This is a genomic window from Pseudomonas sp. BP11-1-1 (genome assembly GCF_052112105.1).
Taxonomy (GTDB): Bacteria; Pseudomonadota; Gammaproteobacteria; order Pseudomonadales; family Pseudomonadaceae; genus Aquipseudomonas; species Aquipseudomonas alvandae.
In genome coordinates, this window is record NZ_JAUTYU010000010.1 from 46,584 (window position 1) to 69,606 (window position 23,023).

At 61.4% G+C, this 23,023-nt stretch carries 22 protein-coding genes; 6 read left to right on the forward strand and 16 right to left on the reverse strand.

Annotated elements, in window-relative coordinates; translation table 11 throughout:
* Window positions 1-55 precede the first annotated feature (55 nt).
* Entirely contained in the window at window positions 56-2,275 is a 2,220-nt protein-coding gene (locus Q7C33_RS19120) for a heavy metal translocating P-type ATPase (RefSeq protein WP_407683946.1), read from the reverse strand.
* Window positions 2,276-2,362: 87 nt separating this feature from the next.
* On the opposite strand from Q7C33_RS19120, the gene cadR reads away from it, so the two are divergent.
* Window positions 2,363-2,809: a Cd(II)/Pb(II)-responsive transcriptional regulator gene (cadR, locus tag Q7C33_RS19125; RefSeq protein WP_030140536.1), complete on the forward strand. Its 447-nt coding sequence runs from the start codon at window positions 2,363-2,365 to the stop codon at window positions 2,807-2,809.
* 136 nt (window positions 2,810-2,945) lie between these two features.
* Here the strand turns inward: cadR and Q7C33_RS19130 are convergent, their stop codons facing one another.
* The 3 genes from Q7C33_RS19130 to Q7C33_RS19140 form a co-directional block, all read right to left on the reverse strand.
* On the reverse strand, window positions 2,946-3,917 hold the full coding sequence (locus Q7C33_RS19130) for a thymidylate synthase (RefSeq protein WP_407683947.1): 972 nt from the start codon (window positions 3,915-3,917) through the stop codon (window positions 2,946-2,948).
* A 49-nt stretch (window positions 3,918-3,966) separates the two neighbouring features.
* Window positions 3,967-4,776, reverse strand: coding sequence for a prolipoprotein diacylglyceryl transferase (gene lgt, locus Q7C33_RS19135; protein WP_030140534.1), 810 nt, complete (start codon window positions 4,774-4,776; stop codon window positions 3,967-3,969).
* Window positions 4,777-4,844: 68 nt separating this feature from the next.
* Window positions 4,845-5,618: a sulfite exporter TauE/SafE family protein gene (locus Q7C33_RS19140; RefSeq protein WP_407684014.1), complete on the reverse strand. Its 774-nt coding sequence runs from the start codon at window positions 5,616-5,618 to the stop codon at window positions 4,845-4,847.
* 265 nt (window positions 5,619-5,883) lie between these two features.
* On the opposite strand from Q7C33_RS19140, the gene Q7C33_RS19145 reads away from it, so the two are divergent.
* A complete protein-coding gene (locus Q7C33_RS19145; RefSeq protein ID WP_407683948.1) occupies window positions 5,884-6,630 on the forward strand; it encodes an NRDE family protein in 747 nt (248 codons plus the stop codon).
* 126 nt (window positions 6,631-6,756) lie between these two features.
* Here Q7C33_RS19145 and ptsP read toward each other — a convergent pair whose 3' ends face one another.
* Together ptsP and Q7C33_RS19155 are read right to left on the reverse strand one after the other, a co-directional pair.
* Window positions 6,757-9,036, reverse strand: a complete 2,280-nt coding sequence (gene ptsP, locus Q7C33_RS19150) for a phosphoenolpyruvate--protein phosphotransferase (RefSeq protein WP_030140531.1) — start codon at window positions 9,034-9,036, stop codon at window positions 6,757-6,759.
* A gap of 22 nt (window positions 9,037-9,058) precedes the next feature.
* Window positions 9,059-9,538 (reverse strand): RNA pyrophosphohydrolase, encoded by a 480-nt coding sequence (locus Q7C33_RS19155; RefSeq protein WP_003186867.1) that lies wholly within the window; start codon window positions 9,536-9,538, stop codon window positions 9,059-9,061.
* A gap of 143 nt (window positions 9,539-9,681) precedes the next feature.
* Between Q7C33_RS19155 and Q7C33_RS19160 the strand changes: the two genes are divergently transcribed.
* Window positions 9,682-10,338, forward strand: a complete 657-nt coding sequence (locus Q7C33_RS19160) for an HAD family hydrolase (protein WP_030140530.1) — start codon at window positions 9,682-9,684, stop codon at window positions 10,336-10,338.
* Between the two features lie 40 nt (window positions 10,339-10,378).
* On the opposite strand, the gene Q7C33_RS19165 is transcribed toward Q7C33_RS19160, so the two are convergent.
* From Q7C33_RS19165 to ilvA, 4 genes are read right to left on the reverse strand one after another with little or no spacing between them, the layout of a single operon-like run.
* On the reverse strand, window positions 10,379-10,846 hold the full coding sequence (locus tag Q7C33_RS19165; protein ID WP_030140529.1) for a DUF2269 family protein: 468 nt from the start codon (window positions 10,844-10,846) through the stop codon (window positions 10,379-10,381).
* Window positions 10,843-12,099, reverse strand: coding sequence for an SDR family oxidoreductase (locus Q7C33_RS19170; RefSeq protein WP_030140528.1), 1,257 nt, complete (start codon window positions 12,097-12,099; stop codon window positions 10,843-10,845). The genes Q7C33_RS19165 and Q7C33_RS19170 overlap by 4 nt, the downstream gene beginning before the upstream one ends.
* A 15-nt stretch (window positions 12,100-12,114) precedes the next feature.
* Entirely contained in the window at window positions 12,115-12,528 is a 414-nt protein-coding gene (locus tag Q7C33_RS19175; RefSeq protein WP_258648685.1) for a DUF2269 domain-containing protein, read from the reverse strand.
* Between the two features lie 38 nt (window positions 12,529-12,566).
* Window positions 12,567-14,081: a threonine ammonia-lyase, biosynthetic gene (gene ilvA / locus Q7C33_RS19180; protein ID WP_030140526.1), complete on the reverse strand. Its 1,515-nt coding sequence runs from the start codon at window positions 14,079-14,081 to the stop codon at window positions 12,567-12,569.
* A 251-nt stretch (window positions 14,082-14,332) separates the two neighbouring features.
* On the opposite strand from ilvA, the gene rpiA reads away from it, so the two are divergent.
* Window positions 14,333-15,007, forward strand: a complete 675-nt coding sequence (gene rpiA, locus Q7C33_RS19185) for a ribose-5-phosphate isomerase RpiA (protein ID WP_030140525.1) — start codon at window positions 14,333-14,335, stop codon at window positions 15,005-15,007.
* Window positions 15,008-15,154: 147 nt separating this feature from the next.
* Here the strand turns inward: rpiA and Q7C33_RS19190 are convergent, their stop codons facing one another.
* The 4 genes from Q7C33_RS19190 to Q7C33_RS19205 all read right to left on the reverse strand — a co-directional run bounded on the left by Q7C33_RS19190 (window position 15,155) and on the right by Q7C33_RS19205 (window position 19,450).
* Window positions 15,155-16,069, reverse strand: a complete 915-nt coding sequence (locus Q7C33_RS19190; RefSeq protein ID WP_030140524.1) for an SdiA-regulated domain-containing protein — start codon at window positions 16,067-16,069, stop codon at window positions 15,155-15,157.
* A 120-nt stretch (window positions 16,070-16,189) separates the two neighbouring features.
* Window positions 16,190-17,116 carry an SdiA-regulated domain-containing protein gene (locus Q7C33_RS19195; protein ID WP_407683949.1) on the reverse strand — a complete coding sequence of 309 codons (927 nt, stop codon included), beginning with the start codon at window positions 17,114-17,116 and terminating at the stop codon, window positions 16,190-16,192.
* 235 nt (window positions 17,117-17,351) lie between these two features.
* On the reverse strand, window positions 17,352-18,017 hold the full coding sequence (locus tag Q7C33_RS19200; protein WP_217860963.1) for a fumarylacetoacetate hydrolase family protein: 666 nt from the start codon (window positions 18,015-18,017) through the stop codon (window positions 17,352-17,354).
* 38 nt (window positions 18,018-18,055) lie between these two features.
* Complete coding sequence (locus Q7C33_RS19205) at window positions 18,056-19,450, reverse strand: FAD-binding oxidoreductase (RefSeq protein WP_407683950.1); 1,395 nt, start codon at window positions 19,448-19,450, stop codon at window positions 18,056-18,058.
* A gap of 204 nt (window positions 19,451-19,654) precedes the next feature.
* Here Q7C33_RS19205 and serA point away from each other — a divergent pair, with 204 nt between their 5' ends.
* Window positions 19,655-20,884: a phosphoglycerate dehydrogenase gene (gene serA, locus Q7C33_RS19210; RefSeq protein ID WP_030140520.1), complete on the forward strand. Its 1,230-nt coding sequence runs from the start codon at window positions 19,655-19,657 to the stop codon at window positions 20,882-20,884.
* A 187-nt stretch (window positions 20,885-21,071) separates the two neighbouring features.
* Here the strand turns inward: serA and Q7C33_RS19215 are convergent, their stop codons facing one another.
* Complete coding sequence (locus Q7C33_RS19215) at window positions 21,072-21,497, reverse strand: DUF4399 domain-containing protein (RefSeq protein WP_030140519.1); 426 nt, start codon at window positions 21,495-21,497, stop codon at window positions 21,072-21,074.
* Between the two features lie 133 nt (window positions 21,498-21,630).
* On the opposite strand from Q7C33_RS19215, the gene Q7C33_RS19220 reads away from it, so the two are divergent.
* Window positions 21,631-22,197 carry a transporter substrate-binding domain-containing protein gene (locus tag Q7C33_RS19220; RefSeq protein ID WP_258648690.1) on the forward strand — a complete coding sequence of 189 codons (567 nt, stop codon included), beginning with the start codon at window positions 21,631-21,633 and terminating at the stop codon, window positions 22,195-22,197.
* 174 nt (window positions 22,198-22,371) lie between these two features.
* On the opposite strand, the gene Q7C33_RS19225 is transcribed toward Q7C33_RS19220, so the two are convergent.
* Window positions 22,372-22,998: a class I SAM-dependent methyltransferase gene (locus Q7C33_RS19225; RefSeq protein WP_407683951.1), complete on the reverse strand. Its 627-nt coding sequence runs from the start codon at window positions 22,996-22,998 to the stop codon at window positions 22,372-22,374.
* Between the last annotated feature and the right edge of the window lie 25 nt (window positions 22,999-23,023).

Consider the following 23,023-nt stretch of genomic DNA (forward strand, 5'->3'; position numbering starts at 1 on the left):
GGGGATAAATCCCCTCGCCACAGGTTAGGTGTCTGGTCTCGGCAGCGCGCAATTTTTACTTGCGCAACAACCGCAACCCATTGAACACCACCAGCAAACTCACCCCCATGTCGGCAAACACCGCCATCCACATGGTCGCCAGCCCGGCGAAGGTCACGCCGAGGAAAACCGCCTTGATAACCAACGCCAGGGCGATGTTCTGCTTGAGAATGCTCGAGGTCTGCCGCGACAGCCGGATGAACGCCGGAATCTTGCGCAGATCGTCATCCATCAAGGCAACGTCGGCGGTTTCGATGGCCGTGTCGGTGCCGGCCGCCGCCATGGCGAAACCAATTTCCGAGCGGGCGAGCGCCGGGGCGTCGTTGATGCCGTCGCCGACCATGCCGACCCGGTGGCCTTGGGCATACAGATTTTCGATGGCGTGCAGCTTGTCCTCCGGCAGCAGGTCGCCACGGGCCTGATCGATGCCGACCTGCCGGGCAATCGCCTCGGCGGTGTGGGCGTTGTCGCCCGTCAGCATCAATGTCTTGATACCCAGTCCGTGCAATTGCCGGATGGCTTCGCGGCTGGAATCCTTCACGGTGTCGGCGACGGCAAACAGCGCCAAGGGCTTTGTGCGGTCGAGCAGCAGCACCACGGACTTGCCTTGCTTTTCCAGGGCGAAGAGTTGCTCTTCCAGTTCCGGGGAACACAGGTCGAGATCTTCCACGAGGCGGTGATTGCCCAAGTGATAGGTCTGGCCGCCGATGTCGCCACGAACACCGCGCCCGGCCAGCGCGGCGAAGTTATCCACAGCATGCTGCGCCAGTTGTTTATCCACAGCCGCCTCGGCAATCGCCCGGGAAACCGGGTGGTCCGAGCGTGCCGCGAGGCTGGCGGCCAAGGCTGGGACGGTGGCTTCCGTGGTCGGGTCCAGCAGCACGTAATCGGTCTGTACCGGCTTGCCGTGGGTGATGGTTCCGGTCTTGTCCAGGGCCAGGTAATCGAGCTTGTGGCCGCCTTCAAGATAGACGCCACCCTTGACCAATATGCCTTTGCGCGCCGCTGCTGCCAGGCCGCTGACGATGGTCACCGGGGTGGAAATCACCAGCGCGCAAGGACAGGCGACCACCAGCAGGACCAGCGCGCGATAGATCCAGTCGAACCAGCTCGCGCCCATGAACAGCGGTGGGATGATCGCCACGGCCAGGGCCAGGGCAAACACCGCCGGGGTGTAGACTTTCGAGAATTGATCGACGAAGCGCTGGGTAGGCGCCCTGGAACCTTGGGCCTGTTCCACAGCGTGGATGATTCGCGCCAGGGTCGATTGATCGGCAGCGGCGGTGACCGTGTATTCCAGTTCGCCGGCCTGGTTGATGGTGCCGGCGAAGACTTTATCGCCCACGGTTTTTTCCACCGGCAGGCTCTCACCGGTGATGGGCGCCTGGTCAATGGTCGAGCGCCCGGCGACCACGTCACCGTCCAGCCCAACCCGTTCGCCAGGACGAAGCCGTACCCTGGCACCGAGGGCAATGGTCTTCACGTCCTCTACCTGCCACGTGCCATCGGCCTGTTGCACCGTGGCTTGTTCCGGCGCCATTTGCATCAGGCCGCTGATGGCGTTGCGTGCGCGATCGAGGGATTTGGCTTCGATCAGTTCGGCCACGGTGAACAGGAACATCACCATCGCCGCCTCCGGCCATTGGCCGATCAGCACGGCGCCGGTCACCGCGATGCTCATCAAGGCGTTGATGTTCAGGTTGAGGTTTTTCAGGGCAATCCAACCCTTCTTATACGTGCCGAGACCGCCGCTAAGAATCGAGACCAATGCAACCAACGCGACCACCCAGTTCGGCGCGGCGTTGGTGAAGTGAATCACCTCGGCAGCCAGTGCCGTGACGCCGGACAACGCCAGTGGCCACCAGGGCTTCGCTGGGGCAGGCAAGTTATTGGTCGGCTTTTCCTGGCCGGCCGCCAGTGGCTCCGCCTGCATCCCGAGGGATTTGATGGCCTTGATGATGGGGGCATCGCTGGGCAAATCATGGGTCACGCCCAGCACGCGGTTGATCAGGTTGAATTCCAGCTGCTGCACGCCTTCGAGCTTGCCGAGTTTGTTCTGGATCAGCGTCTGCTCGGTGGGGCAGTCCATGGCTTCGATGCGAAAACTGCTCAGCCGCGCACCGTCCGTCGGCGTTTTGCCGAGGCTGACCACCGACGGTGCCGCTTTCGAGGCGCAGCAGGAGTGCCCATGGGCGTGGCCGTGGTCGGGTTTGTGGATGTGAAGGGAATCGCTCATCGGATGATGTCCGTAAAAAGTGCCTGTTGCGCAGTAAAGACCCTGTAGCCACTATAGGGTCAAGCACCTATTTTCGGAGGCCACACCATGAAGATCGGAGAACTGGCGAAAATCACCGACTGCCAGGTCGAGACCATCCGCTACTACGAGCGCGAAGGCCTGCTGCCGGAACCGGCCCGCAGCGACGGTAATTATCGCGTCTATACCCAAGCCCACGCCGAGCGGCTGACGTTCATCCGCAACTGCCGCACCCTGGACATGACCCTCGAAGAAATCCGCAGCCTCCTGGCCTTGCGCGACAGTCCCCAGGATCAGTGCGAGAGCGTCAACGCCCTGATCGACGAGCACATCGACCACGTCAAGGCGCGCATCGATGGCCTGATGGCCTTGCAGGCGCAACTGATCGACCTGCGCCATCGCTGTGGCGAAGGGCCGGATCTTGATCAATGCGGGATCTTGCAGCGGTTGGAGGTGAGCGGGGCGGTGGCGCCGGAGGTGGAGCATTCACATGTGGGCAGGAGTCATGGACATTGAACTGATCTTGAAGCACACGGAGATCTAATGTGGGAGCGAGCTTGCTCGCGATAGCAACCTATCAGTCAACATTGATGTTGAATGTAATGGCCCTATCGCGAGCAAGCTCGCTCCCACAAGGGAGAGGCGGGGTGGCTCAGACCGCCATCGGCGCGGTCATCGGCGCGTGGTGCTGGTAGCCTTCGAGGGAGAAGTCGCCCGGCTCCACTTGCTCCAGCCACTCAGGCTGGTAAACACCGGTCTTGGCAAACTCTGGCACGCGCTCGGAAATCACCAGCTTGGGCATCGGGAACGGCTCGCGGGTGAGCTGTTCGTTGAGCATGTCCAGGTGGTTTTCATAGACGTGGGCATCGCCGATGAAATAGGTGAACCAGCGCGGCGTGTAGCCGGTCAGGCGCCCGATCAGGCTCAGCAGCGCGGCGCCTTCGGTGAGGTTGAACGGCGTGCCCAGGCCCAGGTCGTTGGAGCGGATGTAGAGGGTCAGGGAAATTTCCCGGGTCTCGACATTCGGGTGGAACTGGTAGAGCAGATGGCACGGCGGCAAGGCCATTTCATCGAGCTGGGCGCAGTTCCAGCCGTGGAACAGGATGCGCCGGCTGCCCGGGTCCTTGATGATGGTGTCGACGCACTGGCGAACCTGGTCGATGGCCTTGTACAGCACCACGTAGGCCTGGCCGTTTTCTTCGCCCTCGGCGATCTGCCGGTAACCCTGGGCCAGCGTTTGCTCGATGGCCGCCTGGTTGTTCAGGGAGATCTGCTTGTAGGCGGGCCACTTGCGCCACTGCACGCCGTAGATCTCGCCCAGGTCGTCTTCACCCTGGCGGAACGGGTTGGCCAGCCACTGCGCATTTTCGTTGGCGTTCTGGTCCCAGACCTTGCAGCCCAAGGCGCGAAATTCAGCGGCATTGTTCACGCCACGCAGGAAACCGCACATTTCGCCGATGGCCGACTTGAAGGCCATCTTGCGGGTGGTGATGGCGGGAAAGCCTTCCTTCAAGTCGTAGCGCAGCATGGCGCCGGGGAAGCTGATGGTGTTCACGCCGGTGCGGTTGGCTTGCTTGGTGCCGTTCTTGATGACGTGGGCCACCAGATCGAGATATTGCTTCATGGATTACCTGTGTCCTTGAACCCGGGGCCTGCGCCCCGGGGTTCGAATTTTAAACTTTGGCGGCGGCAGCCGGCGCGCGACGATAGGCCAGCCAGATCAGCGCGAGGCCACCGATGATCATCGGCAGGCACAGCACCTGGCCCATGGTCAGCCAGTTCCACGCCAGATAGCCGAGCTGGGCATCCGGGACGCGGACGAATTCGACGATGAAGCGGAAGATGCCATAGAACAGCGCGAACATGCCCGACACCGCCATGGTGGGTCGCGGCTTGCGCGAGAACAGCCAGAGAATCAGGAAGAGTGCCACGCCTTCGAGGGCGAATTGATAGAGCTGCGACGGGTGGCGCGGCAACTGCGCCGGGTCGCTGAAGGGTGGGAAGATCATCGCCCACGGCACGTCGGTCGGCTTGCCCCACAATTCGGCATTGATGAAGTTGCCGATGCGCCCGGCACCCAGGCCGATCGGCACCATCGGTGCGACGAAGTCCATCAGTTCGAAAAACGATTTGTTGTTGCGCTTGCCGAACCACAACGCCGCCAGCATCACGCCTATGAACCCGCCGTGGAACGACATGCCGCCCTTCCAGACTTCGAAAATCAGCGTCGGGTTGGCCAGGTAGGCGCTCAGGTCGTAGAACAGCACATAGCCCAGGCGTCCGCCGACGATCACGCCCATGGACAGCCAGAACACCAGGTCGGAGAGCTTTTCCTTGTTCCAGGTCGGGTCGAAGCGGTTGAGCCGGCGCGACGCCAGCAGCCAGGCACCGCCGATGCCGATCAGGTACATCAGGCCGTACCAGTGGATTTTCAGCGGGCCGATGGCCAGGGCCACCGGATCGATCTGCGGGTAAGGCAGCATTGATATTCCTCGTAAACGTCAAAAATACCCGGGCGACGCTGTCACCTCGGGATTAAGCCAGGATTGCGTCAGAGCAGGAAACTCAAGCCCACGCTGAACAGCAAAGCGGCGAACAACCGTTTGAGCAAGCGCGGTGACAGGCGATGGGCCAGCCGCGCGCCGACGCGGGCGAAGACCATGCTCGTCAGGGCGATCCCCAGCAGGGCCGGCAGATACACAAAACCGAGTGGTAACAGCGGATCGTGCCACCCCAGAATCATGAAACTTAGCGCGCTGACCAGGGCGATCGGCAGCCCGCAGGCCGAGGAAGTCGCCACCGCTTGTTGCATCGGTACGCTGCGCCAGGTCAGGAATGGCACGGTCAGCGAACCGCCACCGATGCCGAAAATCGCCGAGGCCCAGCCAACGACCGTGCCGGCCAGGGTCAGCCCGACCTTGCCCGGCACCGTGCGGCTGGCCTTGGGCTTGAAGTCCAGGGCCAGTTGCGCAGCGACGAGCATGGCGAACACACCGATGATTTTTTGCAGGTGCGGGCCGGAAATGGCTTCGGCGGTAAGCGCGCCGAAACCGGCGCCGATCAGGATCCCGACGGTCATCCAGGCGAAGATCAGCCAGCGCACCGCGCCTTTGCGATGATGTTCGCGCACGGCGTTGATCGACGTGAAGATGATCGACGCCAGGGAGGTACCGACGGCCAGGTGCGTCAACACCTGCGGATCGAAACCCTGCAAGGTGAAACTGAACACCAGCACCGGGACGATGATCATTCCGCCCCCCACGCCGAACAGCCCGGCCAGCACGCCGGCGCAGGCGCCGAGCAGCAGATAGAGCAAAAATTCCACCAGCGTCGCCTCGACCATCGCAAATAAGAGCGGCATGGTAACGGATCGAGGGGCTTGGGCTCTACTGAAGGCGATGGATGCGTCAGTGATGTATGGGTAGAGTGGTGGGGATGCGACGAATAGCCTTTGTGGCGAGGGAGCTTGCTCCCGCTGGTGGGCGAAGCCCGCCCAAGAAGGTTTTGGGGCTACTTCGTAGCCCAGCGGGAGCAAGCTCCCTCGCCACAAAAGCAGTGTTGTTCAGCTTCATTCTCAACAGGACAACCTGATGTGCCTGATCGTATTTGCCTGGCGCCCTGGCCACGCCCAGCCGCTGATCGTGGCGGCCAACCGCGACGAGTTCTACGCCCGGCCGACCTTGCCCCTGGCCCAGTGGCCTGACGCGCCCCATGTCCACGCCGGTCGTGACCTGGAGGCTGGCGGCACTTGGCTTGGTGTGGGCGACGACGGTCGCTTTGCGGCCCTGACAAACATCCGCGACCCGGGCCAGTTGCCGGCCTTCAAGTCCCGCGGCGAGCTGGTGGCGCGGTTCCTGGCCGGGACTCTGTCGATTACTGATTACCTAAGCGAAGTGGTGCCACGTGCCGGCGAGTACGGTGGTTTTAACCTGCTGCTTGGCGACGGTACGGAGCTTTGGCACTACAACGCCCGCGATACCCGGCCGCAACAGTTGGCCGAAGGGGTCTACGGCGTGTCCAACGCCGGGCTGAACACGCCCTGGCCAAAGTTGCTCAAGGCTCGAACGGCATTGAGCGAAGTGCTGGACGATCCGCAGCCCCAGGCGTTGCTGGCGCTGCTGAACGACCCACAACTTGCGGCAGTGGCCGAACTGCCGGACACGGGGGTGGGGTTGGCGACCGAGATGCTGCTATCGAGCGTGTTCATCGCCAGCCCCGCCTATGGGACGCGAGCGAGTACGGCGCTGATCGTCCATGCCGATGGCACGCGGCATATCGTCGAGCACAGTTTCGGGCCCCATGGGGGGCATTTGGGGGCGGTGGAGCTGCTCGTTTAATGCCGACGATATCCCGTGGCGAGGGAGCTTGCTCCCGCTGGGCTACGAAGTAGCCCCAAAGCTTTTGGGCGGGCTTCGCCCGCCAGCGGGAGCAAGCTCCCTCGCCACAAATGCTCGCCGCAGGATTTAGAGCGTCTTGCTCGACGCCGGATTGATCATCCGCGCCAGCCCAAGGTTCTTCAGCGCCAACTGCAAGGAACTATGAATCACTTGCGGATTGTCGATGGTCATCAGCTCCGCCAGCAGTTCCTGGGCCTTGCTGAGGTTGATCTGGCGCAGCATCCATTTCACTTTCGGCAGGTTGGTGGCGTTCATCGACAGGCTGTCGAAACCCATCGCCATCAGCAACACCGCGGCGGCCGGGTCGCCGGCCATTTCGCCGCAGATGCTCACCGGCTTGCCTTCGGCATGGGCGTCGCGCACCACGGTCTGCAAGGCTTGCAGCACCGCCGGGTGGAGGTAATCGTAGAGATCGGCCACCCGTGGATTGTTGCGGTCCACGGCGAGCAAGTACTGGGTCAGGTCGTTGGACCCTACCGAGAGGAAGTCCACCTGCCGCGCCAGTTCCTTGGTCTGGTACACCGCTGCCGGAATTTCGATCATCACCCCGACTGGCGGCATCGGCACGTCGGTGCCTTCATCGCGCACTTCGCCCCAGGCCCGGTGGATCAGGTGCAGGGCTTCTTCCAGTTCATGGGTGCCGGAAATCATCGGCAACAGGATGCGCAGGTTATTCAAGCCTTCGCTGGCCTTGAGCATGGCGCGGGCCTGGACCAGGAAGATCTCCGGATGGTCGAGCGTCACGCGAATGCCGCGCCAGCCAAGGAAGGGGTTGTCTTCCTTGATCGGGAAATAGGACAGGGACTTGTCGCCGCCGATGTCCAGGCTGCGCATGGTGACCGGTTGCGGGTGGAACGCGGCCAGTTGCTCGCGGTAGATCGCCAGCTGTTCCTTTTCGCTGGGGAAGCGCTGGTTGATCATGAATGGCACTTCGGTGCGGTAAAGGCCTACGCCTTCGGCGCCACGCTTCTGTGCCCGGGCCACGTCGGCCAGCAGGCCGGTGTTGACCCACAGCGGCATGCGGTGGCCGTCGAGGGTCACGCACGGCAGGTCCCGCAGCGCATCCAGTCCCAGGGACAGTTGCTTTTCTTCCTCCACCACATCGGCAAACTGCTTGCGCAGCACGTCGCTGGGGTTGGTGTAGACCTCGCCGTGGTAGCCATCGACGATCATCTGGATGCCGTCGACCTTGGAGTACGGCAGGTCCACCAGGCCCATCACCGTCGGGATGCCCATGGCCCGGGCCAGGATCGCTACGTGGGAGTTGCCCGAGCCCAGTACCGAGACCAGCCCCGCCAGCTTGCCTTCGGGGACTTCGCCGAGCATGGCCGGGGTCAGCTCTTCACTGACCAGGATGGTGTTGTCGGGGTAGACCAGGGTCTGCTGGCGCTCTTGCTGCAAGTAGGCCAGCAGTCGGCGGCCAAGGTCCTTGACGTCCGAGGCGCGCTCGCGCAGGTAGGCGTCGTCCATCAGTTCGAAACGGTTGACGTGGTCGGTCACCACCTGGCGCAGCGCGCCCTGGGCCCATTGGCCGGTCTTGATGACCGTGGTGACTTCGCTGCCCAGAGAGGCATCGTCGAGCATCATCAGGTAGACGTCGAACAGTGCCCGTTCTTCCGGGCGCAACTGCGTCGCCAGCTTCGCCGACAAGGCGCGCATGTCGGCCCGCACGCCTTCGATGGCGGTCTTGAACAACCCCAGCTCGGCGTCGATGTCGCTGATGGCCTTGTCGGGCACCACGTCGAGGTCGGCGGGCGGCAACATGACCACCGCCGTGCCTACCGCCGCGCCGGGCGATCCCGGCACGCCGACGAACTTGGCTTCCTGGATGCCCTTGCCCTGGCGACCCAGGCCGCTGATCGAGCCGGTGGCCTCGGCGTGGGCGATAACCCCGGCCAGTTGCGCGCTCATGGTCACGAGGAAGGCTTCTTCACCTTCGTCGAACTGGCGGCGCTCTTTTTGCTGGATGACCAACACGCCGACGACGCGGCGGTGGTGGATGATCGGTGCGCCAAGGAACGAGGCATAGCGCTCTTCGCCCGTTTCGGCGAAGTAGCGGTAGCGCGGGTGATCCGCGGCGTTTTCGAGGTTCAGGGGTTCTTCGCGCGTGCCGACCAGGCCGACCAGGCCTTCATTGGGGGCCATGCTGACCTTGCCGATGGAGCGCTTGTTCAAGCCCTCGGTGGCCATCAGCACGAAACGGTTGGTCTCGGGATCAAGCAGGTAGACCGAGCAGACTTGGCTGCCCATGGCCTCTTTGACGCGCAACACAATAATCCCCAACGCCGCCTTGAGATCCTTGGCGGAGTTAACTTCCTGGACGATCTTGCGCAGCGTATTGAGCATGGCTCGGGGTCGAACTCCGTCGTCAGTCGCGCGTCAGCAGGCGCGGGGCAAGCTCTTTAAGGGCGCGTCGATACACCTCGCGCTTGAATGTCACCACCTGGCCCAACGGATACCAATAGCTGACCCAGCGCCAGCCATCGAACTCCGGTTTACCGGTCAAATCCATCCGCACCCGCTGCTCGTTGGAGATCAGGCGCAGGAGAAACCATTTCTGCTTCTGGCCGATGCACAGCGGCTGGCTGTGCGTCCTGACCAGGCGTTGCGGCAAACGATAGCGCAACCAGCCTCGGGTGCAGGCGAGTATCTCAACATCCTCTCGCTCCAGCCCGACTTCTTCATTCAACTCGCGGTACAAGGCCTCTTCCGGCGTCTCCTGGGGATTGATCCCACCCTGGGGAAACTGCCAGGCGTCTTGATTGATACGGCGTGCCCATAGCACCTGCCCAGCATCATTCGTAAGAATGATCCCCACATTGGGACGGAAACCATCGGGATCGATCACGGCAACAACCTCGCAAACGCATGTCGCCGCATTGTTCCACAAAGGTTGTGAAAGCAGCAACGAGCGTCCCTAGCTTATGTGCACTCTTGTGAAAAGTCCGTATTCTGGACGCCTTTCTTCAGAATTTTCAGCGAGTAACTGCAATGCGGCTGGCTTTATTCGACTTGGACAATACGCTGTTGGGCGGCGACAGCGACCACGCCTGGGGCGATTACCTGTGTGAGCGCGGGTTCCTCGACGCTGTTACATACAAGGCGCGCAACGACGCGTTCTACCAGGACTACCTGGCCGGCAAGCTCGACAATGCCGAATACCTGAACTTCTGCCTGGAAATCCTCGGCCGCACCGAGATGGAAGTACTGGCGCAGTGGCATCTTGACTACATGCGCGACTGCATCGAGCCGATCGTGTTGCCCCAAGCCATCGAACTGTTGAAAAAGCACCGCGACGCTGGCGATAAACTGGTGATCATCACCGCCACCAACCGCTTCGTCACCGCCCCGATTGCTGAACGCCTGGGGGTCGAGACCCTGATCGCCACCGAATGCGAAATGATCGACGGGCGCTACAGCGGACGCAGCACCGATATCCCGTGTTTCCGCGAAGGCAAGGTGACCCGACTGAACCGTTGGCTGGAGGAGACCGGCTATTCGCTGGAGGACAGCTACTTCTATAGCGACTCGATGAATGACTTGCCGCTATTGGAAGCGGTGACGCATCCGGTGGCGGTGGATCCGGATCCGAACCTGCGGGCCGAGGCCGAGAAGCGGGGTTGGCCGGTGATCAGCCTGCGGGACTGAGTGCTTCGGCGCCCACCGTAGATCGTCAGGTGGGCTGGCCTCAAGCGGGCTTGGCCACCATCAAATAGAAAATCGCCATGAATGCCAGGAACGCTGGCCAGCCCAGCGCAAACCACCAGCGCATGTAAGTGGCGGCTTTGATCGGCATGGGCGTGCCGTCCCGCAAGGCGTGCTCGGCCATTTTGTGTACGCGGATCTGCAACCAGACCACCGGCAGCCAACAGGCGCCCGCCAGGCAATAAAGGCCGATGCTCCACATCAACCAGCTCTGCTGCAATGGCCAGCCGGCGATGTGCACCAGGGCCAGGCCGCTCAGTGGCTGGAACACGGCGGTCGTGGCGGTGAACGCCCAATCGGCGAAGACCAGATGCCTGAAGGTGACGGCAATGACTTCAAGCTTGCCGCTGCGCCAGGCCCGAAGCGCGTAGTAGGCAGACCCGGCGCCCAGGCCGAACAGGACGGTCGAAGACAGGATGTGCAGGGTTTTCAGTAGCAGGTAAATGCTCATTGGCGGGGTTCGGTCCAAAGCAGCCATAAAGTCGCGACTATCAACACCAGGTTCTTGGCGACAGCCGCATAAGGGTCGAACCAATAGTGCGGCAGGATAAAGCTGATGCACAGCGTGTAGCCGAGCATCAATCCCAACTGCAGCCGCAATGCCTGGCGTCGCCAACGCTGGAGCAACATGCCCACGCCCAGCGCACCGTCGCACAGCGCGCCGCTGACCACCGCAAGCTTCGCCCAGGTGCCGTAGACGCCGGCTTCGGCCAGGATGCGCAAGCCCCAGTCGTAGCCGGGGCCGAGGCACACCGCGGCGGTTCCCAGCCAGATAAGTGCCAGTACGGCGAACATCAATGGACGAATAGCCCGAAGGCTGCTTTGGGCGATCGTCGGCCATTCATGCAGGCAGGTTTGCACCGGGGCGGCGCGATAGCCGCAGACTGAAGCGAGTACCGCAGGGTCAGCCAGGTTGTCCCGTTGCGCCAGCGCCACGCTTTGCCGGTTCAGGGCGCGCCAGCCGAACCGATCCCCCATCCGGCTGCCCACTTCGGTCAACAAGGTCGGCGCTCGCAGGTAGCGCGCTGGCGGCCAACCTTGGGCGGCTCGCAAACGGTCGATAAGCTGCGCCAGGGTCATCGGCTCTGGCCCCACCAATGGCAGCACCACCGACTCGGTTGGCCAGTGCCGCAGGAGGGCGAGGACTGCGCCGGCCAGGTCATCGATGTGCACGGGTTGAATACGGGCTTTCAGATCCAGCAAGGGGATCACCGGCCAAGGCGAAAGTCCTGCCAGCCAACCGCTGCTTGCGCCGCCCGGTCCCAGCACCAACGACGGTCGCAGCACAACGGAAACATTGTTCAAGCCGGACAAGTATTCGTCGGCCATGCCTTTGCTGTTCAGAAAGGGCACGTCGGATTGGGCACTCGCTCCCAGCGCGGAGATCTGCAGGACCGGTACGCCCCGGCGTGCGGCCTGGTCGAACAGCGCTCGGGCGCCGTGATCCTGGACCAGGCTCAGCGCTTGAGTATCAACGCTCAACAGGCCGGCAGCGTTGATCAGCAAGTCGACGTCGTCGGGGAACGAAAAATGCCCGGGATCGCTCGCCAGCAAGCCGAGATCCAGCGCCAGCCATTCGACTCCGGGCCAGCTCGATGCTCGTGCCTGGCGGCTTGTTGCGATGATCGAATGGCCGGCGCCGTGCAGCGCTCGCAGCAGATTGCCGCCGATAAAGCCGCCGCCACCCACCAGCAAAATCTTCATGGCGATCCTTGTCGCTTAGATCGGCTTGGCGCCCATCAAGGCGGCAATGGACAGGAAACCGATCCCACTGATGATCGCCAGCACCCAGGTGAATTTGCCGCCACCGCCGCTGGCCGTTCGCTGATGATTGAGCCGTGCCAACAGCCAGAAAACGCTGAGCGCCGCCACGGTATAGATAACGCTGGAGCCCAGCAGCCAGGTTTGGCCCAGCGGCCAGCCCACCAGATGGACGAGCCACCAGCCGGTAAACGGCATGCTCAGCATGCAGAGCAGCATCACGCCCCAGGCGAACAGCCATGGGCGCCGCAGCGTGCAGGTCGGCCCCTCGCTGCGCTTGCGCCAGGCCAGGACGGCCAGGCTCACACCGCAAGCCAGCAGAACGACCGTGGCTGCGACGTGCAGCACTTTCAAGGTCAGCAGAGTTTCCATGGGTTTTTCCTTGAGCCGATGTCCTTGAGCGTAGCCTCTCAACCAAGAAACAGCTGATAGGCCGGATTGTCGCTCTCATCCCAGTACGGATAACCGATTTCTTCCAGGGCGGCCGGCACGAGGTGGCGTTCATCATGGGGTACTTGCAGCCCGGCGACGACACGGCCATCCGCCGCGCCATGGTTGCGGTAGTGGAACATCGAGATATTCCAACGACCGCCCAGCTTGTTGAGGAAGTTGAACAGTGCCCCCGGACGCTCCGGGAATTCGAAACGCAGGACCACTTCGTCAATGACGTGAGCCGCGTGGCCACCGACCATGTGGCGAATGTGCAGCTTGGCCAGTTCGTTGTCGGTCAGGTCCAGCACCGGGAAGCCCTGCTCGGTCAGGCTGGCGATCAGCTTGCTGCGTGGGTCGTTTTCCGGGTGCGTCTGCACGCCAACGAAGATGTGCGCTTCGCTGCCAGTGTTGTAGCGGTAGTTGAATTCGGTGATCTGGCGTTTGCCGATGGCCTCGCAGAAAGCCTTGAAGCTGCCTGGCTTCTCGGGAATGGTCACGGCGATGATCGCTTCGCGGCCTTCACCCAGTTCGGCGCGCTCGGCCACGTGGCGCAGGCGGTCGAAGTTGACGTTGGCGCCGGAGTCGATGGCCACCAGGGTCTGGCCGCTGATGCTGCGCGTCTCGACGTATTTCTTGATCCCGGCAACGCCCAGGGCGCCGGCAGGTTCGGTAATCGAGCGGGTATCGTCGTAGATATCCTTGATCGCAGCGCAGATCTCGTCAGTGCTGACGGTGATGACCTCATCCACGTAGTGTTTGCAGATATCAAAGGTGTGCTGGCCGATCTGCGCCACGGCCACGCCATCGGCGAACAGGCCCACGGTGGGCAGGACCACGCGCTCGCCAGCGGCCATGGCCGCTTGCAGGCAGTTGGAATCGTCGGGCTCGACGCCGATGATCTTGATCTCCGGACGCAGGTATTTCACATAGGCCGCGATCCCTGCGATCAGCCCGCCACCGCCCACCGGGACGAAAATCGCATCGAGGCGCCCCGGGTGCTGGCGCAGGATTTCCATCGCCACCGTGCCCTGCCCGGCAATGGTGTGAGGATCGTCGTATGGGTGGATGTAGACGTAGCCCTTTTCGTCCACCAGCTTTAGCGAATAGGCCAGGGCTTCAGGGAACGAGTCGCCATGCAGCACCACTTTGCCGCCACGGGAGCGCACGCCTTCGACCTTGATTTCCGGCGTGGTCTTGGGCATGACGATGGTGGCTTTCACCCCCAGCACCTTGGCGGCCAGCGCCAGGCCCTGGGCATGGTTGCCCGCCGACGCCGTGACCACGCCGCGGGCGCGCTCTTCGTCGCTGAGCTGGGTCAGCTTGTTGTAGGCCCCGCGAATCTTGAACGAGAACACCGGTTGCAAGTCTTCGCGCTTGAGCCAGACCTCGTTGCCCAGCCGCTCGGAGAGCTGGCGAGCGGTCTGCAGCGGGGTTTCCACGGCAACGTCGTAAACGCGCGAGGTGAGGATCTTTTTGACGTACTGTTCAAGCATCGGAAGCATCACTGAGCGGGTTGGGCAGGGCCAAGGAGTCTAACCCGGCTTTTGGCCGGGCGACCACACGAATTAAGGCACTTTGGGCGCAGAAGCCCCCGTGGCGAGGGAGCTTGCTCCCGCTGGGTCGCGCAGCGGCCCCAGAAAAAGCGATGAGCGCTTCGCACTCAAGCGGGAGCAAGCTCCCTCGCCACGGTTTCTACGCCTATAATGCCGGCCTTTCGTTCCCTCTCGGCACCTTCGGAGCCCGCATGACCCAGGATCAACTCAAACAGGCCGTGGCCCAGGCCGCTGTCGACCTCATCCTCCCGAAACTGGATGACAAGAGCATCGTCGGGGTGGGCACCGGCTCTACCGCCAATTGCTTCATCGACGCGCTCGCGCAGCACAAGGGTGCGTTCGATGGCGCGGTCGCCAGCTCCGAAGCCACCGCCGCACGCCTCAAGGGCCACGGCATCCCGGTGTACGAGCTCAACACCGTGAGCGACCTGGAGTTCTACATCGATGGCGCCGACGAAAGCGATGCGCACCTGAACTTGATCAAGGGCGGCGGCGCGGCATTGACCCGTGAGAAAATCGTCGCGGCCGTCGCCAAGACGTTCATCTGCATCGCCGATGCCAGCAAGCTGGTGCCGGTGCTCGGCGCGTTCCCGCTGCCGGTGGAGGTCATCCCGATGGCTCGCAGCCACGTGGCGCGCCAGTTGGTGAAGCTGGGCGGCGACCCGGTGTATCGCGAGGGCGTGTTGACCGACAACGGTAACATCATCCTCGATGTGCACAACCTGCAGATCACCAATCCCGTGGAACTGGAAAGCCAGATCAATGCCATCGTCGGTGTGGTCACCAATGGCCTGTTCGCTGCCCGTCCGGCGGATGTGCTGTTGTTGGGGACTGCTGAAGGGGTGAAGACCCTGCGGGCTGAGTAAACGCCGGGCTGATTCAGCACCGAACCCTGTGGGAGCGAGCTTGCTCGCGATGGCAGTCTATCCGACACACTGCTGTTGGCTGACACACTGCCATCGCGAGCAAGCGCGCTCCCACATTGGTTTTCTCACATTAGGTTTTGTGGTGCATCAAGGCTGCGGCTTCTTGAACACATAGAACAGATTCGGTTCGCTCACCACGTACAGGTTGCCATCGTCGTCCATGGCCAGGCCTTCGGCCTGCGGTATGGTTTTTTCCAGTCCATGGCGACCCTTGTTCAACGACAGCGTACTCAGCGGTCGTCCGTCGATATCCAGCTCGATGATCAACCGCGACTCATCGGACAGGGCCAGCAAATGGCCGCTGCGTTCGTCGTATTGCAGGCTTGAGAGATCGCGGACAAACAATCCGGCGTCGCGCTTGGGGTTGTTGATCACATGAACTGCGTAGGATTTTTCCGGGTTGTGGTGGGGAAAACCGTGTACTTCATAAATCAGCATCGGGTCGCGCTCCTTGGCAACGAACAGGCGCTTGCCGATCGAGTCATAGGCCAACCCTTCGAAACCTTTGTTGCCGTTCATGTGTACGCCAAGCGTGATTTGCTCGGCGTCGGCCGCGTCGAGGAACCGGGTGTCTTCTTCCAGATGAATCTTGATCAGTCGTTGCTGGCGTTCATCAGTGATGACGTAGATGTTCTCACTGATGAATTCCACCGCTTCCGGGTCGCCGAAGCCGATCAGGGCGATGCGCCGCAGGACCTTGCCGTCCAGCGACAACTCGATCAGTTCGGCATTCTGATTGGTCACGGTGAACAAGCTCTTGCGGATCGGATCGTACGTCAGCGCCGACACATCATCGTCGAGTCCTTCGATGACCTGGGCTTGCACCGTGGTCTGATATTTATCCAAGGCAATGGCCTGCTCGCTACCGGTATGCCACAGGGTATTGATGTTGAACCAGGCGCGCTCGAACAGGCGCAGGTACTGTCCTGCGGTGATCAGTAGAACCAGCACGAACGTCAAGAGCACAAAAATAAGGGGCTTGGGGCGGGCGAGTCGACGCATGTGGTGTGGGCTCGGATAAGAACAGGTGGTTGGAAATACCACGACTGCCTGAACTGAAGCTTAATGGCTGTGTGCCACACCCTACAGCGAAGGACGATTTATCCTACAGAGTTCGCGCGATCAGCGTGTTTTTTCAAAACGATAGAACAGGTTGGGTTCGCTGACCAAGTAGATATTGCCTGCTTCATCGACAGTGACACCTTCGGCGCGCGGGATCGTGTCATTCAGGCCGTTGAAGCCGCCCAGCAGCGTCATGAAACTGACCTGATCACCTTTTTCGTCCAGTTCCAGCAGCAGATGGGAGTCGGCGGACAATACCAGCATATGGCCGGTGCGAGGATCGATCGCCAGGGCCGAGAGGTTGCGCAAATCCAGCTCGTTGCTCACATGGATCTGCTTGTCGCCCTTGAGCGATTGGCTGCCATCGCTTTTCCAGGTGAACAGGGCGGGTGGTCGCTCTTCACCCAGCACCAGTTGCTGGTTACGCGGATCCCAGACGACTGCCTCGAACCCTTTGTTCTGATTCTTGGACGGGCCAAGATCGTATTCAGGAAAGTCCTTGCGATTCAGCGCTTGCGTATGGGCATCGACCTGCACGATCGACAGGGTATGCTTTCGCTCATCCGTGATGGCCAGCAGGCCGTCTTCCATGTAGGCCACGCCTTCGGGATTACTCCAGCCCACCAAAGGCATTTTGCGCAGCACGTCGCCCTGCAGGCTCAGTTCCGCCAGGAACGGGTTCTTGCCCATGACCGCAAACAGCGTTTTGGTCTGCGGGTTGTAGGTCACGTCCGAGGCTTCGTCTTTTTCCATGCCAGGCAGGGGCTTGGCGTCGATCACGGCGCGGTAATCCGGTAGCCAGACACTTTCCTGGCGCTGGGCCGGGCTTTCGAAGCGTTCGGATACCCAAAGCAGGCCTCGGTCATCCCAATGCATTGCGAATGCCAGCCCGTAGGCAGCGACGGCTCCCAGCAACAGCCAGGCATACCAAGGCAAGCCAAAGCGAGCGCGTCGGGCGGAAGTGAGCAGGGTTTGGGTCTTGGCCATCGGGGATGCGTTCCAGAAATTCGCACGAGGGATTGGCAGGCTCAGATGCCGCAATCCCCGGAATTATCCGGATGGCATGTGAAAAAAACGGTAAATGGTAGAGCAGGCCTTCACCTATCCCCATGTGGGAGCGAGCTTGCTCGCGATAGCGGTGTGTCAGCCAACATTAAAGTGTCGGATAGACCGCTATCGCGAGCAAGCTCGCTCCCACAGGAGTGATGGTACAGGTTGGCCGTTAGCGAACGCTGCTCTCGAAGCGGCTTGCCCCTGGCAATTCCAGGACCAGTTCGTCCCCTGCATTCAGCGGCCCGACGCCCGCCGGGGTGCCGGTGAGAATCACGTCGCCGGCCTGCAGCGAGAAGCAACCGGCCATGTATTGGATCATCGGCACGATGGGGTTGAGCATCAGGTTGCTGTTGCCGTCCTGGCGCACTTCACCATTGATGGTCAGGCGAACCGGGATGTCCGCCAGGTCGGCAAAGGTATCCTTCGAAACAAACGGGGCGATCACCGCCGCACCGTCGAAAGACTTGGCGACTTCCCACGGCAAGCCCTTGGCCTTGAGCTCGGCCTGCTTGTCCCGTAGGGTCAGGTCCAGGGCCGGGGCGAAGCCGGAGATGGCGTCCAGCACTTCTTCAGCGCTGGGCCGGGTGGACAACGGCTTGCCGATCAGCACTGCGATTTCCGCCTCGTAGTGCACCGCGCCGCGGTCGGCCGGGATGCTGAAGCCACCCTCCAGCGGCACCACGCAACTGCCTGGCTTGATGAACAGCAAGGGTTCGGTGGGCACCGGGTTATCCAGTTCCTTTGCATGTTCGGCGTAGTTACGCCCGATGCAGACTACTTTTCCCACCGGGAAATGAATGCGCGTACCGTCGACATACTGGTGCTGATAGCTCATTTACCGACTCCTGCCTTTTCGATTTCAGGTGTTATTGGTCAAACCGCGAAAATCTTGCCCGGGTTCATGATGCCGTTCGGGTCGAACACCGCCTTCACGGCTTTCATGTATTCAATCTCCACTGGCGAACGACTATAGGTCAGATAGTCGCGCTTGGTCATGCCCACGCCATGTTCCGCGGAAATCGAACCGTTGTATTTCTCGACGGTTTCGAAGACCCATTTGTTCACGGTCGCGCACTTGGCGAAGAATTCATCCTTGCTCAGGTTTTCCGGCTTGAGGATGTTCAGGTGCAGGTTGCCGTCGCCGATATGGCCGAACCAGACAATTTCGAAATCTGGATAGTGTTCGCCGACGATCGCGTCGATTTCCCGCAGGAAGCCTGGGACTTTTGAAACGGTCACCGAAATGTCGTTCTTGTACGGCGTCCAGTGCGAGATGGTTTCGGAGATGTACTCGCGCAGCTTCCACAGGTTCTGCAGCTGGGTTTCGCTCTGGCTCATCACACCGTCCAGCACCCAGCCCTGCTCGACGCAGTGTTCGAAGGTTTCCAGGGCATGGTTGGCGACTTCTTCGGTGGTGGCTTCGAATTCCAGCAGAGCGTAGAACGGGCAGTCGGTTTCGAACGGCGCGGGAACATCGCCACGACCGAGGACCTTGGCCAGGGCCTTGTCGGAGAAAAATTCGAAGGCGGTCAAGTCGAGCTTGCCTTGGAAGGCATGCAATACCGGCATGATCGAATCGAAGTCCGGCGTGCCGAGCACCATGGCGGTGAGGTTCTTCGGGGCGCGGTCCAGGCGCATGGTGGCCTCGACCACGAAGCCGAGGGTCCCTTCGGCGCCGATGAACAATTGCCGCAGATCGTAGCCGGTGGCGTTCTTGATCAGGTCCTTGTTCAGTTCCAGCACGTCACCCTTGCCGGTGACGACCTTCATGCCCGCCACCCAGTTACGAGTCATGCCGTAGCGAATGACCTTGATTCCGCCGGCATTCGTGCCGATATTGCCGCCAATCTGGCTGGAACCGGCGGAAGCGAAGTCCACCGGGTAATACAAGCCGTGCTCTTCGGCCTTGTTCTGCAATTGCTCGGTGACCACGCCCGGCTGGCACACGGCGGTGCGGTCGGTCAGGTTGACGTCGAGAATCTGGTTCATGTAGTCGAATGACACCACGACTTCGCCATTTGCCGCCACGGCGGCGGCGGAAAGCCCGGTACGCCCGCCTGATGGCACCAGCGCGACCTTGTGCGCGTTGGCCCAGCGCACGATGGCCTGGACTTGCACGGTGGTCTTGGGGAAAACGATGGCGGTCGGGGCGGGCGCGTAATGCTTGGTCCAATCCTTGCCGTAAGCATTCAGGGAGTCGGCATCGGTCAGGACCTTGCCAGGCTCAACCAGGGTCTTCAGCTCATCTATCACGGCAGGATTGGTCATCGACAGAACTCTCGAACAATTCATGGTCATCCTGAGAACGCTTCACGTCGCAGGAATGGGTGTTTGCGGGGGGCATATGCTAGCATACCGACCCCGCAGCGTAGTGCCCAACGGCTGTTCTGCGGCGACGGCTGTCACGCCGGTCGGGCCAGCCCACGCTGTCCGATTCCCTGCCATTTTTCTCCGGGACACAGGTTTACGCAGATGAGCAAGACTTCTCTCGATAAGAGCAAGATCAAGTTCCTTCTTCTCGAAGGCGTCCACCAATCGGCTGTCGACGTCCTCAAGTCGGCGGGCTACACCAGCATCGAGTACATCACCAGTTCTCTGCCGGAAGCCCAGCTCAAGGAAAAGATCGCCGATGCTCACTTCATCGGTATTCGCTCCCGTACTCAACTGACCGAAGAGATCTTCGACCACGCCAAGAAACTGGTCGCGGTCGGCTGCTTCTGCATCGGCACCAACCAGGTTGACCTCAACGCGGCGCGCGAGCGCGGCATCGCAGTGTTCAATGCGCCGTATTCCAACACCCGTTCCGTTGCCGAACTGGTGCTGGCCGAAGCGATCCTGCTGCTGCGCGGCATCCCTGAGAAAAACGCTTCCTGCCACCGTGGCGGCTGGATCAAGAGCGCGGCCAACTCCTTCGAAATCCGCGGCAAGAAGCTGGGTATCGTCGGTTACGGCTCGATCGGCACCCAATTGTCGGTACTGGCTGAAGGCCTTGGCATGCAGGTGTTCTTCTACGACACCGTGACCAAGCTACCCCTGGGCAACGCCACCCAGGTCAACAATCTGCACGAGTTGCTGGGCATGTCCGACATCGTGACCCTGCACGTACCGGAAACCGCTGCCACCCAGTGGATGATCGGCGAGAAGGAAATCCGTGCCATCAAGAAAGGCGGGATCCTGATCAACGCCGCTCGCGGCACCGTGGTCAAGCTCGATGCCCTGGCCGAAGCGATCAAGGACAAGCACCTGATCGGCGCTGCGATCGACGTGTTCCCGGTGGAGCCACGCTCCAACGACGACATCTTCGAAAGCCCGCTGCGTGGCCTGGATAACGTGATCCTGACCCCGCACATCGGCGGTTCCACCGCTGAAGCCCAGGCCAACATCGGCCTGGAAGTGGCGGAGAAACTGGTCAAGTACAGCGACAACGGTACCTCGGTATCGTCGGTGAACTTCCCGGAAGTGGCCCTGCCGGCTCACCCTGGCAAGCACCGCCTGCTGCACATCCACGAGAACATCCCGGGTGTGATGAGCGAGATCAACAAGGTCTTCGCCGAAAACGGTATCAACATTTCCGGTCAGTTCCTGCAGACCAACGAGAAAGTCGGCTACGTCGTGATCGACGTCGATGCCGAGTACTCGGACCTGGCGCAAGAGAAGCTGCAGCACATCAACGGCACCATTCGTTGCCGCGTGTTGTTCTGATCAGGCTGGGCTTGCAATAAAAAAACGGGAGCCCCGCAGGGGGCTCCCGTTTTTTTGCCTGACACAACCTTGAAACCCTGTGGGAGCGAGCTTGCTCGCGATCGCGGTGCGTCAGAAAAAGATCCATCGACTGAACTACCGCTATCGCGAGCAAGCTCGCTCCCACAGGGGGGCAGCATTTTTCGTGTTATTTCACATTCACCGTGATCTTCTTGGACACGATCGATGGATCGAACGGCATATGGCCGCTGTCGCCCAGGATCAACTGCAAGGTGTGCTTGCCCGGGGACAGTTTGATGGTCGCTTCCGTCTGTGCCTTGCCGAAGTGCATGTGGTTGGCGTCGGTCGGAATCGGCGCGCCTGCGGCGGGCAGTTTGTCCACATCAATGAGCAGGTGATGATGGCCGGTGTTTTTGGTCATGTCGCCCGCCGGGGCCAGGGCGATATCCTTGACGCCGAATTTGACCTTGAACTCTTGGCTGACGGTGGCGCCGTCTTCAGGGGAAACGATGAACACTTCTGCGCCCTTGGGTGCCGGGGTTGCGGCTGTTGCCAGCATCGAGGCTCCCAGCAACAGACCGGTCAACGCGGCACGTGACATAAAGCTTTTCATTTTTTTCTCCAGTTTTTCCATGAAATCCGTCTGGTCATGACAACTTCATGACCAATCGTTGTCGAAGGCTGCAATAACCATAGCAAAGCGAGCCTGAAACGAGCCTCGCTTGTATAGAAACCTAGGAGTGACCATGCGTTTCCTGCCTGGCCTGATCTGCCTGCTACCCCTGTTGAGCCCTCTGGCCCATGCGGAACTGATCGACGACGTCAACGACCGAGGCGAGTTGCGAATCGCCCTCGAGGCCAACACCGCCCCGTTCAATTTCAAGGAGGACGGCAAGCTCACCGGTTTCGAAGTGGAGCTGGGCGAGATGCTCGCGGCGGAACTCGATGTCCGGCCTGATTTCGTCGTTACCGATGCTGCGGATCTGTTGTCCGGTGTGGAGAGCGGCAAGTACGACGTCGCCATCAACCACATAGCAATGACCCCGGAACTGGCGGAACGTTTCGACACCAGCGCGACTTATAGCCAACCGGATGCGCAATTACTGGCGAGCAAGGAAGAGGCGCAACGTCCGCTGGTCCTGGCGCAGTCTTTCCAGCCCGAGGAGAAGAAGGAGCCGGCGCCGAACCTGGTGATTCCCTTCCAGAAGGGCAACCCGGCGTTCAAGGCCAGCGTGGACAATGCCTTGGGGCGTATCAAGGACGATGGGCGCTTGGAGCAGCTGACGCAGAAGTGGTTGGTCAAGCAAGAGTGACAGGCGATAAAAAATCGGACTCAAGCGCTGTTCGTTGTGGCGAGGGGATTTATCCCCGTTGGGGTGCGAAGCGCCCCCATGCAAGCGATACAATCAGTCAGGTACACCGAGGCAGCGGCTATTGGGGGCGCTTCGCCCCCCAGCGGGGATAAATCCCCTCGCCACAGTGGAAATTCAAGGTCTACGCCAAACGCTCGCCAACCAAGGCTGCTGCTCCCGCGGCAGCCCCGCTGGCCGGTAGTAATGCTCCAACTCCTCAAAACCCGCCGCCGTGAGCAGCGTGCGCCAGGCGTCGAGGTCGTGATACGCGCCGAAGCGCTGGCCGTTCCAGCCTTCCTGGTTTTCGCCCCGGGGGTTTGAGCTGAACAGCACGCCGCCGGGCTTGAGCGTGGCGTGCAATTGCTTGAGGACGCGGGGCAGTTCCTGCACGGGAATGTGAAATAGCACGGCGTTGGCGAAGATCCCATCGAAACGCTCCTCCGGCAGGTCCAGTTGCAGGAAATCCTGTTGCCAGACCTCGCAGCCGCTGTCCTGGCGGGCCATGCGCGCAAACGCTTCGGAACCGTCGAGGCCCACCGCGACATGGCCCAGGCCGGTGAAAGTGCGCAAATCGCGCCCGGGACCGCAGCCAAAATCCAGGATATGAAACGGTGCCTGTCCCTGGATGTGTCGCAGCAAGGCGTCGATGTTCTGGCTGACATCATGGTCGCGGGTACCTTCGCGAAAGCTTTCCGCCACGGTGTTGTAATGCCCCAGTGTGGTGGCGGTGATGGTGTGCAGGTCGTCGGCGCTGTGTTTCATGGTCGCTGGCTTTGGATTGGAGTGT